This is a genomic window from Asaia sp. Ae19-3 (genome assembly GCF_059801175.1).
In genome coordinates, this window is the sequence record NZ_JBCHWF010000001.1 from 2625039 (window position 1) to 2645774 (window position 20736).

22 protein-coding genes and 1 pseudogene are annotated in these 20736 nt (G+C 60.6%); 8 read left to right on the forward strand and 15 right to left on the reverse strand.

Annotation, left to right across the window (positions count from 1 at the left end; translation table 11 throughout):
• Position 1 precedes the first annotated feature (1 nt).
• Genes AAID99_RS11465 through AAID99_RS11475 form a run of 3 tightly spaced genes read right to left on the reverse strand, consistent with a single transcriptional unit; the run spans position 2 to position 2201 of the window.
• The gene (locus AAID99_RS11465) at positions 2 to 325 is read right to left on the reverse strand and encodes a hypothetical protein (RefSeq protein WP_498493929.1); all 324 of its coding nucleotides are present in this window, start codon (positions 323 to 325) and stop codon (positions 2 to 4) included.
• A complete protein-coding gene (locus AAID99_RS11470) occupies positions 322 to 981 on the reverse strand; it encodes a hypothetical protein (RefSeq protein WP_498493930.1) in 660 nt (219 codons plus the stop codon). Before AAID99_RS11470 ends, AAID99_RS11465 begins: the two co-directional genes overlap by 4 nt.
• A 14-nt stretch (positions 982 to 995) precedes the next feature.
• On the reverse strand, positions 996 to 2201 hold the full coding sequence (locus AAID99_RS11475) for a phage major capsid protein (protein WP_498493931.1): 1206 nt from the start codon (positions 2199 to 2201) through the stop codon (positions 996 to 998).
• Positions 2202 to 2469: 268 nt separating this feature from the next.
• On the opposite strand from AAID99_RS11475, the gene AAID99_RS11480 reads away from it, so the two are divergent.
• Positions 2470 to 3129, forward strand: a complete 660-nt coding sequence (locus AAID99_RS11480) for an outer membrane protein (protein ID WP_498493933.1) — start codon at positions 2470 to 2472, stop codon at positions 3127 to 3129.
• Between the two features lie 38 nt (positions 3130 to 3167).
• On the opposite strand, the gene AAID99_RS11485 is transcribed toward AAID99_RS11480, so the two are convergent.
• From AAID99_RS11485 to AAID99_RS11500, 4 genes are read right to left on the reverse strand one after another with little or no spacing between them, the layout of a single operon-like run.
• The gene (locus tag AAID99_RS11485) at positions 3168 to 3776 is read right to left on the reverse strand and encodes an HK97 family phage prohead protease (RefSeq protein ID WP_498493935.1); all 609 of its coding nucleotides are present in this window, start codon (positions 3774 to 3776) and stop codon (positions 3168 to 3170) included.
• Positions 3769 to 5100, reverse strand: coding sequence for a phage portal protein (locus AAID99_RS11490; protein WP_498493937.1), 1332 nt, complete (start codon positions 5098 to 5100; stop codon positions 3769 to 3771). The genes AAID99_RS11485 and AAID99_RS11490 overlap by 8 nt, the downstream gene beginning before the upstream one ends.
• Complete coding sequence (locus AAID99_RS11495) at positions 5097 to 6797, reverse strand: terminase large subunit (protein ID WP_498493939.1); 1701 nt, start codon at positions 6795 to 6797, stop codon at positions 5097 to 5099. Before AAID99_RS11495 ends, AAID99_RS11490 begins: the two co-directional genes overlap by 4 nt.
• Position 6798: 1 nt before the next feature.
• The gene (locus AAID99_RS11500; protein ID WP_498493940.1) at positions 6799 to 7149 is read right to left on the reverse strand and encodes a hypothetical protein; all 351 of its coding nucleotides are present in this window, start codon (positions 7147 to 7149) and stop codon (positions 6799 to 6801) included.
• A 314-nt stretch (positions 7150 to 7463) separates the two neighbouring features.
• On the opposite strand from AAID99_RS11500, the gene AAID99_RS11505 reads away from it, so the two are divergent.
• Positions 7464 to 8687 (forward strand): AI-2E family transporter, encoded by a 1224-nt coding sequence (locus AAID99_RS11505; protein ID WP_498493941.1) that lies wholly within the window; start codon positions 7464 to 7466, stop codon positions 8685 to 8687.
• A gap of 8 nt (positions 8688 to 8695) precedes the next feature.
• Here AAID99_RS11505 and AAID99_RS11510 read toward each other — a convergent pair whose 3' ends face one another.
• From AAID99_RS11510 to AAID99_RS11545, 8 genes are all read right to left on the reverse strand, one after another.
• A complete protein-coding gene (locus AAID99_RS11510) occupies positions 8696 to 9016 on the reverse strand; it encodes an HNH endonuclease signature motif containing protein (protein ID WP_498493943.1) in 321 nt (106 codons plus the stop codon).
• Between the two features lie 74 nt (positions 9017 to 9090).
• The gene (locus tag AAID99_RS11515) at positions 9091 to 9567 is read right to left on the reverse strand and encodes a DUF6362 family protein (RefSeq protein ID WP_498493944.1); all 477 of its coding nucleotides are present in this window, start codon (positions 9565 to 9567) and stop codon (positions 9091 to 9093) included.
• On the reverse strand, positions 9564 to 10544 hold the full coding sequence (locus AAID99_RS11520) for a hypothetical protein (RefSeq protein ID WP_498493946.1): 981 nt from the start codon (positions 10542 to 10544) through the stop codon (positions 9564 to 9566). Before AAID99_RS11520 ends, AAID99_RS11515 begins: the two co-directional genes overlap by 4 nt.
• Before the next feature lies 1 nt (position 10545).
• A complete protein-coding gene (locus AAID99_RS11525) occupies positions 10546 to 10854 on the reverse strand; it encodes a hypothetical protein (RefSeq protein ID WP_498493947.1) in 309 nt (102 codons plus the stop codon).
• Positions 10851 to 12383, reverse strand: a complete 1533-nt coding sequence (locus AAID99_RS11530) for a replicative DNA helicase (protein ID WP_498493948.1) — start codon at positions 12381 to 12383, stop codon at positions 10851 to 10853. The genes AAID99_RS11525 and AAID99_RS11530 overlap by 4 nt, the downstream gene beginning before the upstream one ends.
• Positions 12376 to 12570: a hypothetical protein gene (locus AAID99_RS11535; RefSeq protein WP_498493949.1), complete on the reverse strand. Its 195-nt coding sequence runs from the start codon at positions 12568 to 12570 to the stop codon at positions 12376 to 12378. The genes AAID99_RS11530 and AAID99_RS11535 overlap by 8 nt, the downstream gene beginning before the upstream one ends.
• Positions 12570 to 13163, reverse strand: a complete 594-nt coding sequence (locus AAID99_RS11540; protein ID WP_498493951.1) for a hypothetical protein — start codon at positions 13161 to 13163, stop codon at positions 12570 to 12572. Before AAID99_RS11540 ends, AAID99_RS11535 begins: the two co-directional genes overlap by 1 nt.
• A complete protein-coding gene (locus tag AAID99_RS11545; RefSeq protein ID WP_498493953.1) occupies positions 13160 to 13630 on the reverse strand; it encodes a hypothetical protein in 471 nt (156 codons plus the stop codon). The genes AAID99_RS11540 and AAID99_RS11545 overlap by 4 nt, the downstream gene beginning before the upstream one ends.
• 241 nt (positions 13631 to 13871) lie before the next feature.
• On the opposite strand from AAID99_RS11545, the gene AAID99_RS11550 reads away from it, so the two are divergent.
• From AAID99_RS11550 to AAID99_RS11575, 6 genes and pseudogenes are all read left to right on the forward strand, one after another.
• On the forward strand, positions 13872 to 14396 hold the full coding sequence (locus AAID99_RS11550) for a helix-turn-helix domain-containing protein (protein WP_498493955.1): 525 nt from the start codon (positions 13872 to 13874) through the stop codon (positions 14394 to 14396).
• Between the two features lie 85 nt (positions 14397 to 14481).
• Positions 14482 to 14787 (forward strand): hypothetical protein, encoded by a 306-nt coding sequence (locus AAID99_RS11555; RefSeq protein ID WP_498493956.1) that lies wholly within the window; start codon positions 14482 to 14484, stop codon positions 14785 to 14787.
• A complete protein-coding gene (locus AAID99_RS11560; protein WP_498493957.1) occupies positions 14784 to 14960 on the forward strand; it encodes a hypothetical protein in 177 nt (58 codons plus the stop codon). Before AAID99_RS11555 ends, AAID99_RS11560 begins: the two co-directional genes overlap by 4 nt.
• A pseudogene (locus tag AAID99_RS11565) lies at positions 14957 to 15103 on the forward strand (helix-turn-helix domain-containing protein); the annotation flags it as partial. The gene AAID99_RS11560 and the pseudogene AAID99_RS11565, both read left to right, overlap by 4 nt.
• A 29-nt stretch (positions 15104 to 15132) precedes the next feature.
• Positions 15133 to 16128 carry a tyrosine-type recombinase/integrase gene (locus tag AAID99_RS11570; protein WP_498493958.1) on the forward strand — a complete coding sequence of 332 codons (996 nt, stop codon included), beginning with the start codon at positions 15133 to 15135 and terminating at the stop codon, positions 16126 to 16128.
• A 944-nt stretch (positions 16129 to 17072) separates the two neighbouring features.
• Positions 17073 to 20660 carry a Hint domain-containing protein gene (locus tag AAID99_RS11575; RefSeq protein WP_498493959.1) on the forward strand — a complete coding sequence of 1196 codons (3588 nt, stop codon included), beginning with the start codon at positions 17073 to 17075 and terminating at the stop codon, positions 20658 to 20660.
• Positions 20661 to 20736 lie beyond the last annotated feature (76 nt).

Consider the following 20736-nt stretch of genomic DNA (forward strand, 5'->3'; position numbering starts at 1 on the left):
TTCAGGCGCCTCCCGAGGCGATCAGGGTCCAGCCGCAAAGCGTGCCCCGGTCGTAAACCGGGCTCGCATCGGTCAGGGTGTAGGTTTTCGGCCCGTCACGCAGCGTGTCGCCCTTGCGAGGCATGTAGCCGCTGCGCGTTGTCTCGTCGGCGGTGATCTGGACGATGAGCGGGGCCTTGCCAGCGCCCTCGGCCAGCTGCGCCGCCTGCGGAGGCGGGGCGTAGCCGGTGACGGTCAGACTCTCCGAGAGATTGGCCCGGCTCAGGACCATGGGGCGACCGGTCCGCAGGATCTGCCGCCTGCGTCGGCTTGCGCCCAAACTCATGACAGACCCGCCTGCGCATAGCGGGCAAGGATGGCTGCGGCATCTGGTGGCAGACCGCCCAGGCTTGAATCAGGCGTGGCCCAGCTGCTCGCCCCCACGCCTTGCTCGCTTTCCGAGCGCAGGAGCGGATCGCCGCGCTGCGCCGTGTAGAACAGGGCCCGAGCCGTCGAGAGCGTAGCTGCGCGGATATCGGCGGGCACGGTCGTGGCCAGAGCGTTACCCTGATCGTCTTTCATGCCCGGCACGATCCAGCCGCCCCGATAGGTCACGCGATAGCGCCCCGGCCACCACCAGGCACCCTGCAGGAGCGACGGGCAGAGCAGCCCGGACAATGCGCCGGATTCCCAGCCATCCGGCCCGGGATCGAGGACGAAACCGTCCTGCGTCACGTCGCAGATCGAGATCAGCGGCGTGACGGCCAGGGCGAGAGACAGGCGGCGCTCGCCGTCCCCGACGCGCAGGGTCTGGCGATACAGACCCGCCAGGACCGGGCGACCCAGCGTGGACTGAACGAGCGCCGTGGCCTGGGCCAGATACTCGCTCAGCGCCGGGTCGCTGATCTGAGCGGTAGGCTCGCCCGACAGCTGCTCGCGCAATGCGGCGAGCGAAGCCAGAGCGAGCCCCTGGGCGGGACTTTCGAGGATGGTGAGCGTCATGGCGAAGCCCCCGATCAGGCTTTCTTTGCCGCCGTGGCATCCGGCGGAAGGGTACCGGTGATGAAGGATTGCTGACGATAAACGACGAGGCCGGTACGTTCTTCGATACGAACGGTGACCATATTCTTCTCGAAGTCGTCACCCACCGTGGCAACCTCGACCGCGACGGATTGCCGGTCGAAAATCTGCGCACCGGTGGCAAAGGCACCCACCAGAAAATCGCCCTGTCGGATCGTGTTGCTGACGACAACCGGCAGACCCCACAGGGACCGCGCCGCAACGGATTGCGGGTCACTGAGGACATAGCGGCCGATGCCGTCCTTGACGGAGGTGATACGAAACCAGTCGATCTCGTGCAGGACGATGCCGGTTGCCGGGTAGAGCGACAGCGAAGCCTGCAGCATAGCCATCCGGATCGTATCGAGAGCGGCATCCGGGACCGCAAGACCGGCTGGCGCCGCAAAAGCTGTAGCCTGCTTCATGAGGCCAAGGATATTCGCCCCGGTCCCGTCGCCGTACATGAACTGGTATTCCTCGACCTGTTCGAGCCCTGCGACGCCCTGCGCATTGATGATCGAGACGAGTTCAGGAGCATCGTCGAGAGCCTGCTTCGAGGCCTTGAACAAATGGGCAATGACCGCGACATTCGCCCGGCTGAGCTCGAAACTCATATCCGAATACGGCTTGGCCGCGCCTTCAGCGACCGGCATGGCCTTATTGATGAAGCTTTTCTGCCGGACGAATTCAATAATGGGTGACGAAGTCGCTCCGGAAGGGATGAGACTACGCAAGGTGGGTTGCAGCAGGCGGATCATATCGATACCCGGCAGGCGCATCGCAGGAATGAGGGATGTTCCGGCAGACGTCGTCGCGCCCATGGTGGCAGGCCCTGTCGTCAGCGCCTTTCGCTCCATCTCGGTCCTGACCCGCCCCTGGAATGAAGATTTGAGGTCGCGTGCCGCATCGCTGGCCATGAACTCTTCGCCAAGCGACCGGGTAGCGTCCCTGGACGGTTCGTGGTGACGGGCGGCTTTCTGTTCCAGATCGGTCAGGCGAGACGAAAGCCCGTTCATCTCAGCCAGGGCCTTGTCGGCGCTGGCTCTGGTTTCTTCCGTGACCTTGCCGAGATTGCGTAGCTCGGTTGTCGAGGTCTCGGCAAAACGCCTTACCTCGTCGGTCGCAACCTTGAGATCTCGGGCGGCCTGTTCGTAATCGGACATGGGGGTAATCCTCACAAAAAAAGGCGCCTGAGGCGCCTTGCGTTGTCATTGTCAGTCAGGAATTCATGGCGATATCGGGCTTGAGGCCCGCAGCGGGTAAACAAAAAGTTCACTACACTAAACTAAAAGTATAGTGTGGATATAAATAAGTCATTTAAGGCGAATAAGCGTACACGACAATTTCATTTGTGAACCACAATGCATTGTATATTTGGAAAACCTCATGTAAAAATCATACAGGTCAGACATGTTTCGATATATACCTATTATGGCATTGGCTTCTGTATTTCTTACTGGTGCAGCATGTGCTGCCAGCGAGAATTCCGTTTACGTCTCGGCGCGTCTACTCGGCTCATTCGAGCATATCTCAGCGATGGATACGAGTTTGCGCCCCGGCGTGGGGCGCTACGTGAGCGGGCGAGAGACTGCCTCATATCCCGGCGGATCGTTTGCTGTAGGTGACAGGATCGGACAATTTTGGCGCGTAGAGGCCGAATACGTTCTGCCCAGGAGCACGGAATACACCAGTGGCTCCTCGATTTTTCCGACAAGTCTGAATCATTTCAAGAACAGGAAGCAGCGCGTCACGATCAATCTGTACCGGGATATCGCGGTGGCGAAATCAACCTCGATTTACGTGATGGCCGGCGTTGGCGCCGCGATTTCGAGCACATCCGGATGGCAAGGCAACCCGACGCGGACATTTGCGCCCAATAACAGCACAAGTGTCATGTATAATGTGGGAGCGGGCGTCACCCGCCATTTCGGAGAACATCACGCAATCGACTTGGGCTACAGATTTGTCGATCTCGGCAACGTCCATAGTGGGTTGAACGTATTTTCCAATGTGAGACAACTCCAGGACGAACAGCTCAAGGGGCACCTGTATCTGCACGAGATCATGCTCGGGTACCGGTTCACCCTTTGAAGCAGCCTAGGTTCTGACCCGAACACGTTATCGTGGTTTCAGCCCGTGTCCGGATAACGATACGGGCTGAGCGCCTCAAGCAGAGCGCGGCCTGCGTTACGCAATTCGGCCTCCGGTCCCGGATCGGGACGTGCCACCGGGTAGAACCGCCTGCGCATTTCGGTGACGCGGGCGAGTGCGTTGGACGGATCATCGACAAGGCTGACCTCGTGCAGATCGACGGCCCTGATCTGTCGGCGTGGGCCTTTCGGGTCGGTGCCGCGTATGGCCCCATCTTTTCGCACGGAGAACCCGATTGATAGGCCGCCGAGTGCGCCATCTTTCACCAGGCCGTAAAGCCTGCGCCCATAATCGGTATCCATGCCAGACAGTCGCCCGCGCAGATGCAGGCCGTGCGCGTCCTCGCTGGCGTCTTCCCACACGCCCACCGGCAGGCCGTCACCACCAAGAATGCCGTGCATGACGTGCATCGGGATGCTGCGCCCCTGCGCCTTGCGCTCGGCCAGGGTCTCGGCAAAGGCTCCGGGCAGGACGATATCGCCGTGTGCGTCTTGGTGGCCGAACACGCTGCCATAGCCCTCGAAGCTGCCTTCGGGCGCGTCGGGCGCAAACTTCCACTCGAACGGGGCGGCGAGATACTCACTCATTGTCATCTCCTGTCAGGTCTTTGCGGGGGCCTGGCGCTGGCTCGTTACCGGGCGGACCCTGGCCACCCGAGCCGAGCCCGGTGAGGTTGCGGGGCTTGCCGATATCGGTGAGCGGGATCATCTGCGCCTGCACCATCAGCATATCGCCGCCCGGCATGGGGGCGAGGTTGTCATTGGCGCGGGCCTCGTTGACGGTCATCCAGCCCGAGCGCAGCGCGGTCTGCATGTAGCTGGCACGCGCCGTGCTATCGCCGCGCAGGAGGGCATCAACGTTGAACCGGGCGAAGTATCGGTCGCGCTCGGCGGGCATGAGCAGGCAGCGCGCAACGGCCTGTTCGATGCGCTGCAGCCAGGGCATGAGGCCGTATTGCAGGAACCAGAGATTCATCTGCTCGAGCCCGGTGCCCCAGGCGGTGGATTTCTCCATCGACCCGATCATGACAGGCTGCACCCCGAACCACCGGCAAAGCGTGGCGACGCCCAGCTGACGGGTTTGCAGGAGTTGCAGATCCTCGGCCTTGAGCCCGATACTCTCGACCTTCCACCCGCCCTCGAGCAGGGGCGTCTTGCCCGCGTTCATCGCGCCCGAGTAATCGGCGAGGATTGCCTTCGCCTGTTCCTTTTGCGCTGCGCTCAGATAGGTCGGAGCGGAAATATAGGTCTGCGAGAGCAGGCCGTTGCGGAACATGCGCCCGGCCGTTTCCTCGGCGGCGAGCGCGGCCCCGATGGATTGCCGTCCCGCCGTGATCGGCGAAATGCCCATGAGCCCGTCAAAACAGAAGCCCTTGACGTGGAAGATGTCGCCCTCATCGAGCGCGAGTGTCCTGCCCTGATAGCTGTAGCGATAGACCACCGCCCCGGTGCTGGGATCGCGCTGCACGGTCATGCGGTCGGGGCGCAGCGGATTGAGCGCCAGGATCTGTCCGTCACCGCGCCGCATGATCTGCGCGAAGCCATTGCCCCAGGCGAGGCAGCACGCGGCCATGCACGACCAGAACTCGATGGGCGTCATATCGGCATTCGGCGCGCGGGCCAGCACCCGGTAAAGCGGGTGATCGCGGGCCAGGGACGATTGCCCGTCACCCTGCTGCTCATGCAGCTTGAGCGGCATGGCGCCGATGGTCTCGGACAGGAGCCGGATGCAGGCCCAGACCGTGTCGAGCTGCAGCGCGGTATCGACCGAGACGTTCTGGCCCGAAATGCTCGGCCCTCCCGCCATGAAGGCCCCTAGGCGCAGATCGGTGAGCGACACGCCCGTGACGGACTGGAACGCCGCGCTCGCGGCCTTGTAGGCCATGCCGCGCAGTCTCGTGGCGATGCTCATACGGCAATGATCCCGGTTGAGAGAAAGTCATCCATCCGGCCGCCACCGGGCGGCTCTGGGTTGCGGCTCATCAGCGTCACCGCATTGAGCAGCGCCATCAGCGGGTCGATCTTGAGATAGCCCGCCGCCTGTTTGGTGATGATGATGGCATTGCCCCTGGGCTCGACCTTCGCGTTCGAGACGGCCCAAGCCATGATGGGCCGCGCGCCATGGCAGAGCGTGCCATCCGCCAGCTTGCGCTCGGCGGTCTTGATGGCACCCGAGAGCGTCCAGCCCTGAGAGATGCCCACCACGCGCTCATGGGCGATGCCGATCTGGGCCAGCGCATCGACAATGGCGCCCACGCCCATCGGGTCGAGCCCCACGATCGCGAGCTTGTTGCTCCGGTCGATTGTACCGAGTACCGCCACCAGCTGCTCGATATCGGTGCCGGGCTCGGACGTGATGACCAGATCGCCCTGCGCCTCGAGGTCGCGCAGCTGGCTGGCCTCGCGCTTGCGAAGCGCCAGCACGCCCTCGAACACCCAGCTTTTCTGCCAGTGCAGCCACTGGCCCGTGATAGTGTCGCGGCCGAGAACTGCGAGCGACAGCAGATCGTCGAGCCCGCCACCGTCGATGCCCGCCACGATCACCTCGCAACGTTCGATCAGGGCCTCGAGGGTCAGCGTGTCATCGCCTGCGCCCTGCCAGTAATCGGCACCGACCCAGCGATCGGAGCGCAGGGCGAGGCCGATCTCGACATTGAGATGCTGCGAGGCCCAGCTGGCCAGCTCGCCCACGCCTTTCTCGCGTGCGTCGTCATATTCGCGCTTCAGGCGGTCCAGCGTGATCGACCGGCCCAGATTAGGCAGGACCATCGGCCAGTAGGCGGGATCTTCCCAGGGCGCGGCCTCGCCGGGCAGTTTCGAGGGTTGCTGGATATCGGGCGGCAATTCGTACAGCACCGGCAGAACCGGCTGGAAGCGTTTGCCGTCGCGTATCTCGCGGGCGCGGATCAGATCCTGCGCGAACACACCCCGGGGCGGACCGTCGCTCTGGGTGGTGATGATGGCGAGGAACGCCTCGGGCTGCGAGATCATGCCGCCGCGTATCTGGCGCATGACGCTGCCCGCATCGTTGCGCATGGCGATCACGTGCTGCTCATCCACCAGCACGCCTGCGGGCTTCACGCCAGTCATGACGTCCGGGCTGAACGCCTTGACCTGCAGCGTCGCCCCGGTCGCATGAAATCTTAGGCGTTTGAGATGCTGCTGCACCTGAAAGCACCGCATCAGCGTGCGGTCGTTCTGCACCATGCCGAGCGCCTGGCTGAAGGCGAGATCGGCGATTTCCTTGGTGGGCGCGACGATCAGGAATTCGGCGTTGGGGCGTTCATTCACGATCACGGCCGTCAGCATCAGCCCGGCGCCGTTTGTAGTCTTGCTGTTCTTTTTAGGCACCAGGAGGAACAGTTCCTGGATAGCGCGCGCACCTGTGTCGGGATCGAGCGCGCCGAACAGGGCAGAGAGGATCTCGCGGAACCAGTCGCCACAGGCTTGCGCCATGGCAGGCGTGCCGGGCACGTCAGGAATGCGCAGCCGGTCGAAGCAGCGCACGGCCCGCGCCGCGAGAGCGGGATTGATAGGCTCCAGATCCGGCAGGAGGGACCGGGCAGCACGCAAACGCGCCTCCCAATCCTTCCGACTCAGATCCAGCATGTCAGTTCCTTCTGTTCATCGGGGGCAGATCGTCGCCCCAGCCGCTATCGAGGCCGGGTAGGGCAGGTTGATCGTCGCGCGGGGCGGCGAGCCGGGCATGGGCATAAGGGAGCGCGGCCTTGGCGGCATCGGCGCGGATGGCGGCAGCCAGGCCGCGATTGCGGTAGATATGCGTGAGGAAGACCAGCGGCGAGCAGGATGCCAGATCCTGCGGGCTCATGCCGCTCAGGGCATCGAGGCCGGGCGCAAGCGCGGAGGGATCGACCACGAGCGGGCCGTTCCAGTCCACCTGCTTCTTGTTCCGGCTACCCTTTTTGCGTCCGGCGCCAGGACGCGCGCCACCGTGAGCCATTTCTGCTCCCTTTCCTTGATAACTTGATTTCCTTGATAGACCGGAAAATCTGCCGCTGAGCCTTGCGCGGTTGCGGGGGTAGGATCCGGCCGGACTTTCGACCTGCCCCCTCGGGGTCAGCAGGTCGGGGTTTAGCGGGTGCCAAGGCAAAAGCCTGGTCTTTGAGCGAAACGCTTTATTCAAAATCTACTTCTTCGTTTGCAATCGATTGCGCGTCTCTTCCGTTCTGTTGGTAATGCACCGCAACCAATTGGCACCATGATTAGCTTTGCTCTTTCTCAGCCGATCCAACAATGAACGGAACGAACGAACACATGGCCTCTCGTCTCATTTCTGAACGTCATCCCTGGGTAAAGTATCTCGCACTCATCAGCATGGGGGTTGCGATCTATGCCGGGGCAATCTGGATCTCGTTCTCACTCATCGTCGCTTTGGCATGGGGAGCGGTCATCGCCATTGCTGTGCGACCGATACAGCGCAAACTCGGACAGTTTATCGGTGCGAAGATGGCGGCTATCAGCCTTATCGGGCTGACATGTGTGCTCTTCACGATCATGGCTGGCATAGCGGGTTATGGCGCGGTGACCGAAATCGGATCGCTTTCGGAAAAAGCTCACCATCTCATCGCTCCTCACCAAACATCGGCACCAGCAAACAGTCCTGAAGCTGCTACGCAAGACCATGCCGCGTCGCCACGAAGCGACGAGAGTGCGGAAAAGCCCGAGCCGTCAGATCATAGTGGGGAAGAAGCAGGCTCAGGTGACAGTGCAACGCCAGCCCTGCCGCCTGCCGTCTCCGCTAGAATCGACAAGGTCAAAAGCGTTCTTCCAGCGAGCATCGCGAACAAGATCGATCCGCAGCAGATCATGAAGATGGCCAAGGCCCAAGCCAAGTCGGTCTCCAAGATCGCGGGGCTCGCAGCTTTCAAAATTCTCAAAAGTATCCCGCATCTCCTGGAAGCCTTTTTCATTGCCATGCTGACCGCAGCATGCTGCCTTCTTTCCTACGGGCGGGTCACTTCATCTCTTCGCAGGGTCAGCGTCGAACTCACCCAGCGTGACGATATTCTTCTGCACATCGTTCGCAGCATTCGTGGTGCCGTCAACGGACTGGTTCTCGTCGGTATCGGCGAAGCGCTCGTCTGCTCGCCTTTGATCTTCATTGCCGATGCCAGCCACGCAGTTATCCTGACGATCCTTCTGGCCATTGCTGCGTCGATCCCGTTCTGCGGCTATCCGGCGGCAATTCTCGTAGGCGGTATCGTCGCGGCTTCAGGGTCGATGAACATGGGCATTGCCGTTGCAGGCTGGGGGCTCTTCGTTCTGTTCTGCGGTGAGCATTTCGCCCGTCCGAAGTTCATCTCCGACGAGACCCGCCTGCCGTTCCTGCACACGATGATTGCCATCCTGGGGGGCCTGCACATGCTCGGCCTTATAGGCCTCTTCATCGGTCCAGCCATTGTGGCTGCCGCTCACATGCTGTGGTGCGAGCTCGATGGTTCTCGCCGAGGCCAGAAGAGCTCAAAACAAACTGCCTGACGCTCATCTCAGACCGTTTCGCGGCAACGGATCGCCCGAACGCGGGCGGTCTTGGTGCTGTGGCAGGAGCCGCAGAGCAGCCGGACATTACCCGGATCAAGCGGTGCGCCGCCGTCTTTCAGTTCATGGATATGATCGCCGAAGATACGGCAGCCGGTACGGCCGCAGGCCTCGCAGCTTCGCCCACGCTGGACGAGAAGGCGGGACATCAAGCTGCGCCATTCGGATGAGAGATAGAGGACGTTTGTCTGCTTCGGCAGCGCCTTTGCAATGCCGATTTTGACGCTACGCACCGCTGGCAGGACGCATTGCAATCTGCGGACTGCCATGGATCGTCACTCCAGAAATCAGGCACAAAAAAAGACGCCTGCCCGAATGGGTAAGCGTCTCGCGATCATGGGTCTCAAATATCTGCAAATTGGGGAATCCGGGTAGCACGAAATGCTTCCGGTCTGATTTTTTTTGCGATGCCAGCACAGGCGCGCTGGTGCCAGGCCTGTGCAGTCTTGTGATCGGTCCCGAGTTTCACCCCGATCTTCCGCCATTCCCACCTGTGTTGGCCCGAAATCGGATGCCGGATCATGCGCATATGCACGACCATCTTTTGCTGCCGGTCCTCGATCAGCGGTATCCAGGTCAGCACGACATCCAGTCGGTCGATCTGTTCGGCGGTCGGCCTGGGAAGGAACTCGTCACTCTCACGGTCCCAGCCGAGATCTTCCAGATCACGCAGATAGTCCGGCCATGTGCTTCTCGCACCGGCTGGGCGCAAACCAGTGGCGGGAAGGGCCGCAAGCGTGAGGGCCGCTTCGTCCAGCCATTCGCCTACCTGCTCCGGCAGGCTGCGCTCAGGGTCGAAATGCACGGACATCCTGCTCATGCAGCCAGCCTTGCACGTTCGAGGTAGTCGGCACGGTTCGGAATCGGCTCATTGACTGCACTCGCAATGCCGGACGCCACACGCTCGCGCCATGCATCCATGTCCCGTTTCCAGGCGCGCTCGGCTTCGATCTCGGCCTCGTTCAGTGGCGCTTCGGGCACGTCGCGATTTGCAATGGCGGTGCCGATCGCCTTACCGAAATAGCCCAGATGGCTGATCGAAGCGCCCTTGCCGCGCTGCCGCTCGGACACGGATTCCACCACGCCTAGGATCAGCCGTTCGGTTTCCTCGGCGCTCAATCCGTCATGCAGGGCATCGGCCACCCATTGGCGCACGATGCGGTAATTGCCCATGTCACGCGCCGGGTCGAACCCGGCCGCTTCGAACGCCATAGGGCCGATGCGCTGATAAGCCGTGTCGATCTGCGCGTCACTCACCTGCGCCCCAAGCTTAGCTTTATCTTCAGAGCTTATATTACAAGCTAAGCTAAGCTTATCGCGCGCGTAGGATGCTTGGGTTTTGTGCTGGGTTTCGCGAAACACGGTTTTTCCTCCTGAGATCGGCATCATGGCGGTGCGTTGGCGCGGGTCGTGCTGCGGCATGGGATTGGCGTTTTTCGGCGGTCTTCCGCCCTTTTTGCCGTTCAGTCGTGACGCAATGGCGCGTCGTGTCGGCTGGAGCGTTTCAGGCAGACCGACCAGCCCGCTTGCCGCGTCGTAGGTTATCAGCCGGGTTTTTGCGTAGGTTTCCATGTAGGTTTCGAGCTGGGTTTCCGTCACATGAAACCGGAAGCGCGCGAGCGTCGCGAGGTCGGGCGCACCGTCCTTGCCGGCATGCAGGATGCCGTCAGCACCGTATTCCAGAATGGCCGCAATCAGACGCATCCACACCACCACCGCCTCGGCGGCCAGCATGAACAGGCGCAGGTCACTGGCGACCATGGCGAGCGCCCGTCTTTCGATCGAAGATTTGGTCATCTCAGTACGCTTTCAGACGATACCCGTCCGCGACGGGCTCGATAATGTCTCGATTGACCAGATGCGACACGGCGCCGAGCACCTCAGCCGGGTCCGCCGCCAGCAGGCGCGCAAGGTCAGGCACAGTCAGCGCCTGGCCGCGTACAGGCGCGCGCAATTCGGTGACGACATCGGCGATGTCGGCCAGATGCAGCCACATGCCGCGTGCGGCGAGCGGCAGCACAGACCAGCGCGGGTCGGCCATGATGGCGCGGGCGTGGATGCCGTAGCGGCGGCGCGAGACAGGGCGAGGCGAAGCGGGGCGCGTCATGCTGCACCGCCTTGGCGAACCCAGGCCGGGCTGCGCGGGTCTTCGCACTCATCGCGAAACCAGGTGCTGTCATCATCAAAGCGCATACGTACCGATCCGGTCCCGCCATGGCGGTTCTTGCGGATCAGGATCTGCGCCTTGCCGACCGACTCCTGCAGGCGGAACTGGAATTCAGAGCAGCGATTGGCAAACTGCTCGTCCGTCTCCCTGTCGCGCTTCTGAAGCCCGTCGCCGCTGGCCTCTTTTCTGAGATAGTAGTGATCGCGATACAGGAAGGCGACGAGATCGGCGTCCTGCTCCAGCCCGCCACTATCGCGCAGATCGGCTTCGGTTGGGCGCTTGTCCTCGCGCTTCTCCACCTCGCGGTTGAGCTGGGCGAGCGCGATGATGGGAATACCGAGTTCCTTGGCGAGGGATTTGAGCCCGGCGCTGATCTCGGTCATTTCCTCATAGCGCCCGCGACGGCGCGCGGCATCGCTGCCATGCATGAGCCCTACATAATCGAGCACGATAAGGCCCAGCCCGCGCTTGCTGCGCTTCATGCGGCGCGCGCGCGAACGCAGCCCGGCCACGGTCAGCCCGGAGCGCACATCCAGCTCGAGCGGCACGGCCTCGGCGGCTTTTTCTCCCGCCTGGAGATCCTGCCACTGCCACCCCTCGAGCGGGACACGCATCCCCGTTTCGACGTCTTCGGGGATATCGTATCGCCGCCCTGCAAAGACCGAAAGCGTTGAGAGTCCAGCATAGGCGGCCCCGGCACGTGCGCCGATCTGACGCGCCGCCATCTCGCCCGACCAGAACAGCACGCGCTCACCACTTGCGCCGACACGCATGGCCACACCCAGGGCAAAAGCCGTCTTGCCCATGGCCGGGCGGGCGCCGATCACATATAGCCCTTCGCCCAATAGGCCGCCGGTCATCCGGTCCATGGCGGGATAGCCCCATGAAAGCCCGGCCAATGCCGAGCCCCGCAGCAGATTCTCCTGCCCGCAGGCAATGGCCTCGCGGATCGCCTCGGAGATCGTCACGTTCGGCAGGCTCTCGCGCATATTTTGGGCGATATCCAGCAGCCCGGCTTCCATCTGCTCGACGAGATCCTCGCCCGTCTGGCCACCAGGGGTGAGGCAAAGCTGGGCGACATCGATGCAATGGCTACGCAGCTGGCGGCGCGTCCAGGCGTCGAAGATGGCGCGCCCATAATCACCGGCATTGAGAATGCCGACCGTCGCCATCATGATCGTACCCAGATACTCCGCCACGTCCCGGCCCATGAGCACTTCAGATGCGCCAATCCGGTTACGGATCAGGATCACGTTTGGATCGACACCCGCCATGTGCATGCGAAGGGCCGCAGCATAGATCACGCCATTGAGCGGCTCGTAAAAATGCTCAGGGCGCAGATATTCCTCAACCATAGGTAGGGCGCGACGGCCATTGGTCAGGATGGCCCCCAGTAGCGCCGCCTCAGCCTGCATGTTTTCGGGCTCATTGACCGAGGCCAGATGCCCGAGCGGTTGAACGTCACCCATGACGTATCTCCATGATCTGTCGGCTCTGGGGGCGTGGGGCGGTCAAACCCAGGGACTTAAGCATCCCACGCGTGCTGCGCTCGGAAATGCCAAGGCGCGTGGCAATGAGCCGTGCTGGAAAGCCTTTGCGGTGATAGCCCTGCACGGCTGGTGCAAGACGGGTGCGATCGAGCGCGGGACGAGCCATCAGCTTTCCCCCCTATGTGTTTCGCAACGGCGAATGAATGGCGAGCCAACCGAGAAGGCTTTGCCGCAATAAAGGCACTTGCGATGCCACACGCCCGACACCTGTGCCGTGCTGGCCGAGGGTTTGACAGGCGGCACATCGCTTTCAGCCAGGCCACGATCGGCCCCGAAACGAGCGAGCACGGTGCGCACATGACGCCGCGGGATTTCATTCCAGGACTTCACGCTGTCAGGCGCGACCTTGAGCGCCTCACTCAGGATTTTCTTTCCGCCATGCTGGGCGCGTATCTTGCGTACGATATCGCGCGCCTGGCGGCATTCGGCCGATGTCACAACAGGCGACATTGCCCGGATCGCCCGCTCCAGCCTGCCGCTCTCATAGGCCCGCAGGAAAGGACGCACATGGTTCGACGGCACATGATGCCATTTAACCACCGTGTCAGGCTGGCGACCGATCAGCCCGGCGAGGGCAACCCGTGCCACGCGGGTTCGGCACAGCCTGTTGAAAATGGCATTGGCCTGAGCCTGCTCGCCCGAGGTGGCCGATTTGCCGCGCAAACCGAGGCCACGGGCGGAGGCAAGAGCGCCGCTCATGACACACCCCGCAGCGCTGCAACGGGTTCTTCCATCGCCTTCTCGGTGGCGCGCAGATTATGCAGGGCATGCCCTACGGCGCGATGCAGGCTTGAAAGCGTGGCCCGCATGGCCGTGACTTCATGCGTCTCGACAACACCATCCGCAAGCACGCGAAGCGTCGTGGCGATGGTCTCATTGAAGCTGTGCGATACCTTCTCGATATCAATAGCGAGATCGCCCTCACCCACCTTGAGCGGGGTGAGGATATACCCCTCAGCCAGCGCCATGGCGGCCAGAACGATCGGCTCCTGCGCACAGCGATCCATCTCGAGCGCGACATCGACCGGCACGACCGATTGCGAATGGCGGTTTTGGTAGTCTGAAAGCTGCGACCGCCCGACGCGGACGAAGCTCGCCGCTGCATCGACACCGCCCACAGCGCGAATGACAGCCTGCGTGGCCGTCTTGATGGCATGCGTGGTCATGGCTGGGCCCTCGATCCGACGGAACCCGGCGAGGAGTAAGGCGACCTTGCCCGGACACCCTTCGGATGACGGCGCGGCATGCAGCCAATAGCCTGCAGAGCATGATGGATTCTCATGCTGCATTCCTTTGTGCGACAGAATTGAAGAGATCAGGCCGGAGTGTCTCGGGTGGAATGCCAGCCTCACGCGACACGGCGTGAAGGTGTCGTTTCGGCACTCTTTCCCATTGCGAAACTGCCGCATGAGAAATTTTGCAGGCCGCTGCGATTTGCTTAACAGCGCCTTTGCGACTGAGAATGTCCGAAAGGATAGGATCACGCATGGCAATACATTACCGGCGGTAAGTGTGGCAAGCAAGACAATTAAGGTGGGAACTCGTCAGGAATCTGCCATCAAATTGGATATGAGCAGTGCGAAATCCAAGAAGAATCCCCCGACACCAGCCGCAATAGCGATGGGACTCAGGATAAGAACACAACGCGAACATTTAGGCTTTACCCAAGCTCAACTTGGCGGCATGATCGGCGTTACGGAAAACGCGATCGCCCAATACGAAACTGGGCGTTCTTCGCCTAGGAGGGAGCGCGTTCCAGCGCTTTTAGAAGCTTTGGGCAGATCGATTGGCTGGCTCTTAACCGGAGACGAGCCCGAAGAAGAAGTGAAAGCTCAGACCGAAAAGGAACGTGAGATTCTTATACAGGCTCGCGACCTGCCTCCAGAGCAGCAGGATATCCTCCTTAAGATGATCTCCGCCCTCAAAAATTAATCTTACCGCCGGTAAGAAAATCCTTGCCCGTCACTGTTACCGCCGGTAATAGTTTCATCGTTCGTTCACGATGGAGCGTAAGCCGATGTCAGCATCGCCGGTTCAGACCGTTTTTCTCCCCGACAGACCAACCACACCACCGCTCACCGGGCGCGATACCATCAAGGCCAGGCGGGCCATGGCATCCTACATGGAGAGCCTAGCCGAACAGGCAGGCTTTGCCGGGCGCACAGAGGCAGAGCACCTGTGGCAGAACGCAGCAGCCAATAAGCGCCACGAGGCCGAGCAGATGGAACGCGCCGCCCAAGGGCGCAGCATCATTCCTGACGCCCCCAATGCCAATCCTGTTCTTGCCCTACTGGCCCGTCACGGGCGTCTGGGACGGTCATGATCAAAATGCTCTGGAGCGCGATCGCGCGAAATCCGATCACGGCATGCCTGATCCTGTTTCTCCTGCATCAGATCATGAGTTCTGCCCGTATCTGGCTGCGCTGCCGCGATCTGGAGACACAACTTCGGACGCTCGATGCCCTGAAGACTTCCGACTTTGATGAGGACTCATGACCCACATACGCAAGACGGCGGCAGAGGTGGCGAACGAACTGCGCGTGTCGCCGCGCCTCATTCAGAAGCTTTGCGCCACGGGCGCTCTACGCGCCGCCAAGATCGGTTCTGTCTGGCGCATAACGACGTCAGCGATTGACGACTATCTCGATCAGGAGGCCAGCAGGCCGTCGTGTCCAGCAATCTCTACCAGGCCGCAAACGGCACCTATTACGCTCGGATCCAGATCAAAGGGCGCGACATCCGCCGATCGCTACGCACGACTGATCGGCGTACAGCCCGGCAGCGGCTCAAAGAGCTGCTCGAAAAGGCGGAAGACCAACGCGCCGGCATAAAGCCTCCTGAGGTCAAGAACTGGGAAGACGCCGTGGTGCGGTGGGAGGAGCTGCAATTTGCCGATCTGCGCCCCAGCACCCAGACGCGATACCGCACGAGCCTGCGGCAGCTCCACCCCTATTTCGCGGGGCGGAATATCAGCCTGATTACCTCCCGCGACGTGCATGAGTTCGTGGCGGCAAGACGACGCACCAAGACCTCTGGTGCCACCATACGCCGTGACCTGATGGTGATGGGGCGCATCATGCGCGTGGCGCGTCGCGCTGGCTGGATTACCGCCAATCCGGTGCCGGACGAGATGGAGGAGATCAAGGAGCGCCGCGAACCCATTCGGCCCGTGGCCTTGCGCGCCCTAGCGCGCCTGACGCGCCGCGCCCCACCCGGCATGCGCGACATGATCCGCTTTCTGGCCCGGACCGGCTGTCGTCAGGAAGAGGCCGCTTCGCTCACATGGGAGCAGCTGGACCTTAAAGCCCCCTGCCCCACCGTGACCTTTGCCAGAACGAAGACGAGATCGCCCCGCGTGGTCAGACTCTCGCCCAGGCAGGCCAGAGAGCTGCAACGCAGCCGCCCGGAAAACGCGATCGGCTATGTGTTCCGCAACCCGTCAGGGCAGCGCTACACCAATGTCCCTGGCCGTTTCCGCGTGCTTCTGGCCAGCGCCATACCGGACAAAGCCCGCCACTTCCGCTGCCACGACCTGAGACACACCTACGCCATCCGCGCCCTGCAACAAGGCGCCTCGATCTATGATGTGTCCCAACAACTCGGCCACAGCTCGGTCAAAACCACCGAGATCTATGCGGCGTGGTTGTCACGGCGGATTAGATAGGCCTTTAGGCTCAAGACCCGTTTCTTCCGAAGAACTATTGCGGGCCGCTCGTCGATAGTCGGCGCATGTTGAGCGGAACTATCTGCCTGCACTGCAATAGGCTGCGCTTGCTGGAAGTATCGCGAAAATATGGTCTGCCCAGACGCTCGATAATCGATGAAGGCGGTGGAGTGGTGCTGGGTTTGTTGCCCGCATGATGAATAGCTTGGCCGCTGGCAAATCAGACGATCAAACACCTAAAACCGCCAATTAGGGGGTGATAGACTTTGTTGCAAATAACTCCTCCAATTCAATCGGTACGCTTTAATTTATAGCAAATAATTAAGTGGGGAATCGAGCGACAATAACTATCGATATTGAAAAATTACGAAATTTCATTTTTGATCGTGACAATGATTGTCGACGGTGTTAGAGGATCACTCGCAGAGACCACGTTCCTGCCTCTTCTAGAGCTTCAAGTCCGGGACGGCCCGGCGCGAATACTTTATGGGAGGTCTAAACTGTGGATCAATTCAATCTTAATTGCTGTCGTATCGTCTGGTGTGCTCGCGCTTTATCCTGCGCGCGCGCCACGAACGCCTCTCGTCTGCAAACACACCCTGCTGTGGCGTAATTGCCAATTTCCCTGAATCATTCTGAATAGGATACAAAACTAGAGAATACGCTAGTTTTCCTCCGATGTCGCGACAGAATGTATTTTTGTTGAAATAAAGAAAATAAACCAAATACTCATCCAGAAATGATGTTTGCATTATCATTTATAATCCCATGATAAATATCTTGGAATTACATATGTTGGCGCTTCTTCCATAAATCTATTCATATGGATGGGTATTTTAGTCAAGGATCAAGCTAAAATGTCAACAACATCCGTGATGTCGGGGCAAACAGTTTCAAACATCACCGTCTCAACATCTGGGGCGTACGTTGTCGCGAGTGGAGGCGTGGTTGATAGCGCGACCATTACTAGTGGCGGTAATCTGCTCGGCCAGGACGGTGCTATCTTCCGGGGGGCAATTACCGTTGAAGGCATCGTTTCCGGTGGCTTGCTGACTGGACCAAAGACGGTCGAGACACTAGCCAGCACGGGCGAGATCCATAATCAGGTCATTGGAAGCGGGGCAGTTCTCACTGCAACCGGGTATCTCAGCAGCGTGCACATCAGCGGGGGGACGCTGACGTTTGACGGGTCCACTAACGGGTCCACCAGACAGAGCCTCTTTGATTTTTCTACCGGGGCTGGGGGTACACTAAACCTGATTAATACCCCTTACAATGTATCCAACCTCGCTGGACAGGCCCTATCCGGGCGGACGATCAATGTCGGCAATAATAGTATCCTGAGTAACTGTGTTGCCGGACAGGGCGGCATCATCACCATTCTCAGTGGCGGCTCTGCAGTGAACACAACGCTGGATGGGGGGACCATCAATATGTTCACCCCGATCGGGAGCGCAAACACGACCTTCACAAACCGTGGTGGGACAATCAACTTACGGTCCGGCTACACCGACACCGGCTCAGAGAAGTGGGTTATTTCGAACAACGTATCACTGAACGTCCAGAGCGCAGCGCTGATAACAAGCCCCACTGTCAAGGCAGGAGGTAAACTCAGTATCGCGCCCGGCGGCACTCTGAGCGGCGTGACGAACGTGAGCGGCACACTCGCTGGCGGTACACTTGGCTCAGGTGCAAGTGCGGTGATCGTCTCTGGAGGTGCGGCGTCCAACCTGGTTATCTCATCAGGCGGGATACAGCTGGTCAATCCTGGTGGCGTCACCTCCGGTAGCACTGCGGTCTCTGGCGGAACGCTATTGCTTGATGTTGAGGGCACCGCCACCGACACCCTCATCCTGGCTGGCGGCGTTCTGCATGACAGTGCGGGTAGCGGCTTCCTGAAAGGCGTCACGACTATCAGCGGCACGCTCATAGGCGGCAGACTCGGCGCGGGCGCGAGCGCCGTAATCGCCTCCGGAGGTGCGGCTACTCGCTCGGTTATTTCCTCCGGCGGAATACAGCTGATCAGATCGGGCGGTATCGCCTCCCTTGATGAAGCCCGTTCAGGCGGAACCATATCGCTCGAGAGCGGTGGCACCGTCGCCGACGCCACAATCTCATTGGGTGGTGTTCTGCGGAATGAGGGCGGCGGCGGCATCCTGAACGGCGTGACGAATGTAGCCGGCACACTTGCAGGCGGCACACTCGGCTCGGGTGCGAGTGCGGTGATCGTCTCTGGAGGTGCGGCGTCCAACCTGGTTATCTCATCAGGCGGGATACAGCTGATCAATCCAGGTGGCGTCGCCTCTGGAAGCACTGCGGTCTCTGGCGGAACACTGTCGCTTGATGTTGAGGGCACCGCTACCGACACCATCATCATGGCTGGCGGCGTTCTGCTGAACACTTATGGCTACGGCCGTCTGACAGGCGTCACGACTATCAGCGGCACACTCATAGGCGGCGTTATCGGTGCGGGCGCGAGCGCCGTAATCGCCTCCGGAGGTGCAGCGTCTAACCAGGTTATCTCATCCGGCGGAATACTGCTCATCAGATCGGGCGGCATCGCCTCCAACGACAAAGCCCGTTCCGGCGGAAACATATCGCTCGAAAGTGGTGGCATCATCGTCGACGCCACAATCTCATTGGGCGGTGTTCTGCGGAATGAGGGCGGCGGAGGCATCCTGAGCGGTATCACAAACGTGAGCGGCACACTTGCAGGCGGCACACTCGGCTCGGGTGCGAGTGCGGTGATCGTCTCTGGAGGTGCGGCGTCCAACCTGGTTATCTCATCAGGCGGGATACAGCTGGTCAATCCTGGTGGCGTCACCTCCGGAAGCACTGCGGTCTCTGGCGGAACACTGTCGCTTGATGTTGAGGGCACCGCTACCGACACCATCATCATGGCTGGCGGCGTTCTGCTGAACACTTATGGCTACGGCCGTCTGACAGGCGTCACGACTATCAGCGGCACACTCATAGGCGGCGTCGTCGGCGCGGGCGCGAGCGCCGTAATCGCCTCCGGAGGTGCGGCTACTCGCTCGGTTATTTCTTCCGGCGGAATACAGCTGATCAGGTCAGGCGGCGTCCTATCTGACGGAACTGTCCGGAACGGCGGAAGTGCAGTAATCGACCCGGGAGCAACGCTAAACGGACTATTGACGCTTGAAATGGGGGCTGATGCCACGATCGATGTTAAAGCAGGCGGCACGATCAACCTCGCCAAAAACGACTATACCAAGTTGACCTTTACTGGCACGACCAGCCCGACGACCGTAGTGTCGGGGTTCAACGGCATCGATGCCGGCAGGTCTGACCGGATCGTACTGAGAGACATTCAGCGCAAAGATATTGTCGACGTCTCCTACCCGGATGCAGATCATGTTACGTTGCATCTGCGCAATGGCAACGCGTTCACCATGAATATCCCCAATGTAAAAATGTGGGGCTATACTCTCTCGTCCGGTTCGGATGGCTCCACGGCGTTCGAGGTCTGCTTCCTGCAGGGAACACTGATCGAAACACCGGAAGGACCACGCGCAGTCGAAACACTCGAGATCGGTGATGAGATCATCGTCATGCGCAATGGCGTCCGGGAAACCGATACAATCTCATGGGTCGGCGGCGCGAAGTGCACATTGCGACCCGACCAGATAGAGGATCGAACCAACTATCCTGTGCGCGTCCTCAAAAACGCCCTTGCCGAGGGCGTGCCGTTCAAGGACATGCTCATCACGCCTGAGCACTGCTTGTATCTGGACGGATGCTTCGTGCCAGTGCGCATGCTCGTCAACGACCGCTCGATCTATCACGACACAACGCTTGCCTCGTTCGATTATTACCATGTCGAAACACGGGGTCATTCCATCATCGTGGCGAATGGCGCTCTTACGGAAAGTTATCTCGATACCGGCAATCGTCGTACGTTCACGCAGCACGGTACACTTGTCTCGATACCGATAAGCCGCCAATCGACCTGGGCAGATGCTGCCGCGCCGCTGAATGTGGCCCGCGATTTTGTTGAGCCGATCCATCGCGGCATCGAGAGCCGCGCCGAGCAGACAGGTCATGACCTGCAGCATGTCGCAACGCCCCTCACCAGCGATGCGAAAATCTGCCTCGTTACGGAGGCGGGTGCCGTAATCTCGAAACTGCGCGAGACCAATGGCCATCTCGTGTTCATGATCCCGCCGAATATCGAAACGGTATATCTCGTGTCCAATGCCAGCCGTCCCTGCGACACCATCGGTCCATTCGTCGATGACCGTCGCCAGCTTGGTGTCCTCGTCGGTAGCATCTTCCTGTATGAGAGTGGTCAGACCTATCTGCTCAAGAGCCACCTCGAGAAATCGGCTCTTTATGGCTGGAACAATCTGGAAGACGGGAATGTCCGCTGGACGAACGGCAATGCGATCATCCCGCTCGGCGCCAGAGAGGAAAATACTCCCGCCCTTCTGGCCATGCAGGTCATCGAGGCAGGCCCGTATGTCGTTGCTCAAAAGGAGCGCAATCAGGAGCATACCAAAGCTGTGTCGTGATTAAGTGCGGGCCTTAATCCGTATTGGGAATCTCCGGCGCACCGGTTCGGATCGAAGCCTCCCACAACGCTTTGAC

Excerpts from the sequence above, each read along its gene's own strand:
- AAID99_RS11525 (WP_498493947.1), bottom strand. The coding sequence starts at position 10,854 with ATGACGCGCCCCGCTTCGCCTCGCCCTGTCTCGCGCCGCCGCTACGGC.
- AAID99_RS11470 (WP_498493930.1), bottom strand. The coding sequence starts at position 981 with ATGACGCTCACCATCCTCGAAAGTCCCGCCCAGGGGCTCGCTCTGGCT.
- AAID99_RS11485 (WP_498493935.1), bottom strand. The coding sequence starts at position 3,776 with ATGAGTGAGTATCTCGCCGCCCCGTTCGAGTGGAAGTTTGCGCCCGAC.
- AAID99_RS11535 (WP_498493949.1), bottom strand. The coding sequence starts at position 12,570 with ATGGCTCGTCCCGCGCTCGATCGCACCCGTCTTGCACCAGCCGTGCAG.
- AAID99_RS11495 (WP_498493939.1), bottom strand. The coding sequence starts at position 6,797 with ATGCTGGATCTGAGTCGGAAGGATTGGGAGGCGCGTTTGCGTGCTGCC.
- AAID99_RS11500 (WP_498493940.1), bottom strand. The coding sequence starts at position 7,149 with ATGGCTCACGGTGGCGCGCGTCCTGGCGCCGGACGCAAAAAGGGTAGC.
- AAID99_RS11530 (WP_498493948.1), bottom strand. The coding sequence starts at position 12,383 with ATGGGTGACGTTCAACCGCTCGGGCATCTGGCCTCGGTCAATGAGCCC.
- AAID99_RS11555 (WP_498493956.1), top strand. The coding sequence starts at position 14,482 with ATGTCAGCATCGCCGGTTCAGACCGTTTTTCTCCCCGACAGACCAACC.
- AAID99_RS11545 (WP_498493953.1), bottom strand. The coding sequence starts at position 13,630 with ATGACCACGCATGCCATCAAGACGGCCACGCAGGCTGTCATTCGCGCT.
- AAID99_RS11520 (WP_498493946.1), bottom strand. The coding sequence starts at position 10,544 with ATGACCAAATCTTCGATCGAAAGACGGGCGCTCGCCATGGTCGCCAGT.
- AAID99_RS11505 (WP_498493941.1), top strand. The coding sequence starts at position 7,464 with ATGGCCTCTCGTCTCATTTCTGAACGTCATCCCTGGGTAAAGTATCTC.
- AAID99_RS11515 (WP_498493944.1), bottom strand. The coding sequence starts at position 9,567 with ATGAGCAGGATGTCCGTGCATTTCGACCCTGAGCGCAGCCTGCCGGAG.
- AAID99_RS11490 (WP_498493937.1), bottom strand. The coding sequence starts at position 5,100 with ATGAGCATCGCCACGAGACTGCGCGGCATGGCCTACAAGGCCGCGAGC.
- AAID99_RS11480 (WP_498493933.1), top strand. The coding sequence starts at position 2,470 with ATGGCATTGGCTTCTGTATTTCTTACTGGTGCAGCATGTGCTGCCAGC.
- AAID99_RS11540 (WP_498493951.1), bottom strand. The coding sequence starts at position 13,163 with ATGAGCGGCGCTCTTGCCTCCGCCCGTGGCCTCGGTTTGCGCGGCAAA.
- AAID99_RS11465 (WP_498493929.1), bottom strand. The coding sequence starts at position 325 with ATGAGTTTGGGCGCAAGCCGACGCAGGCGGCAGATCCTGCGGACCGGT.
- AAID99_RS11510 (WP_498493943.1), bottom strand. The coding sequence starts at position 9,016 with ATGGCAGTCCGCAGATTGCAATGCGTCCTGCCAGCGGTGCGTAGCGTC.
- AAID99_RS11475 (WP_498493931.1), bottom strand. The coding sequence starts at position 2,201 with ATGTCCGATTACGAACAGGCCGCCCGAGATCTCAAGGTTGCGACCGAC.
- AAID99_RS11560 (WP_498493957.1), top strand. The coding sequence starts at position 14,784 with ATGATCAAAATGCTCTGGAGCGCGATCGCGCGAAATCCGATCACGGCA.
- AAID99_RS11550 (WP_498493955.1), top strand. The coding sequence starts at position 13,872 with ATGAGAAATTTTGCAGGCCGCTGCGATTTGCTTAACAGCGCCTTTGCG.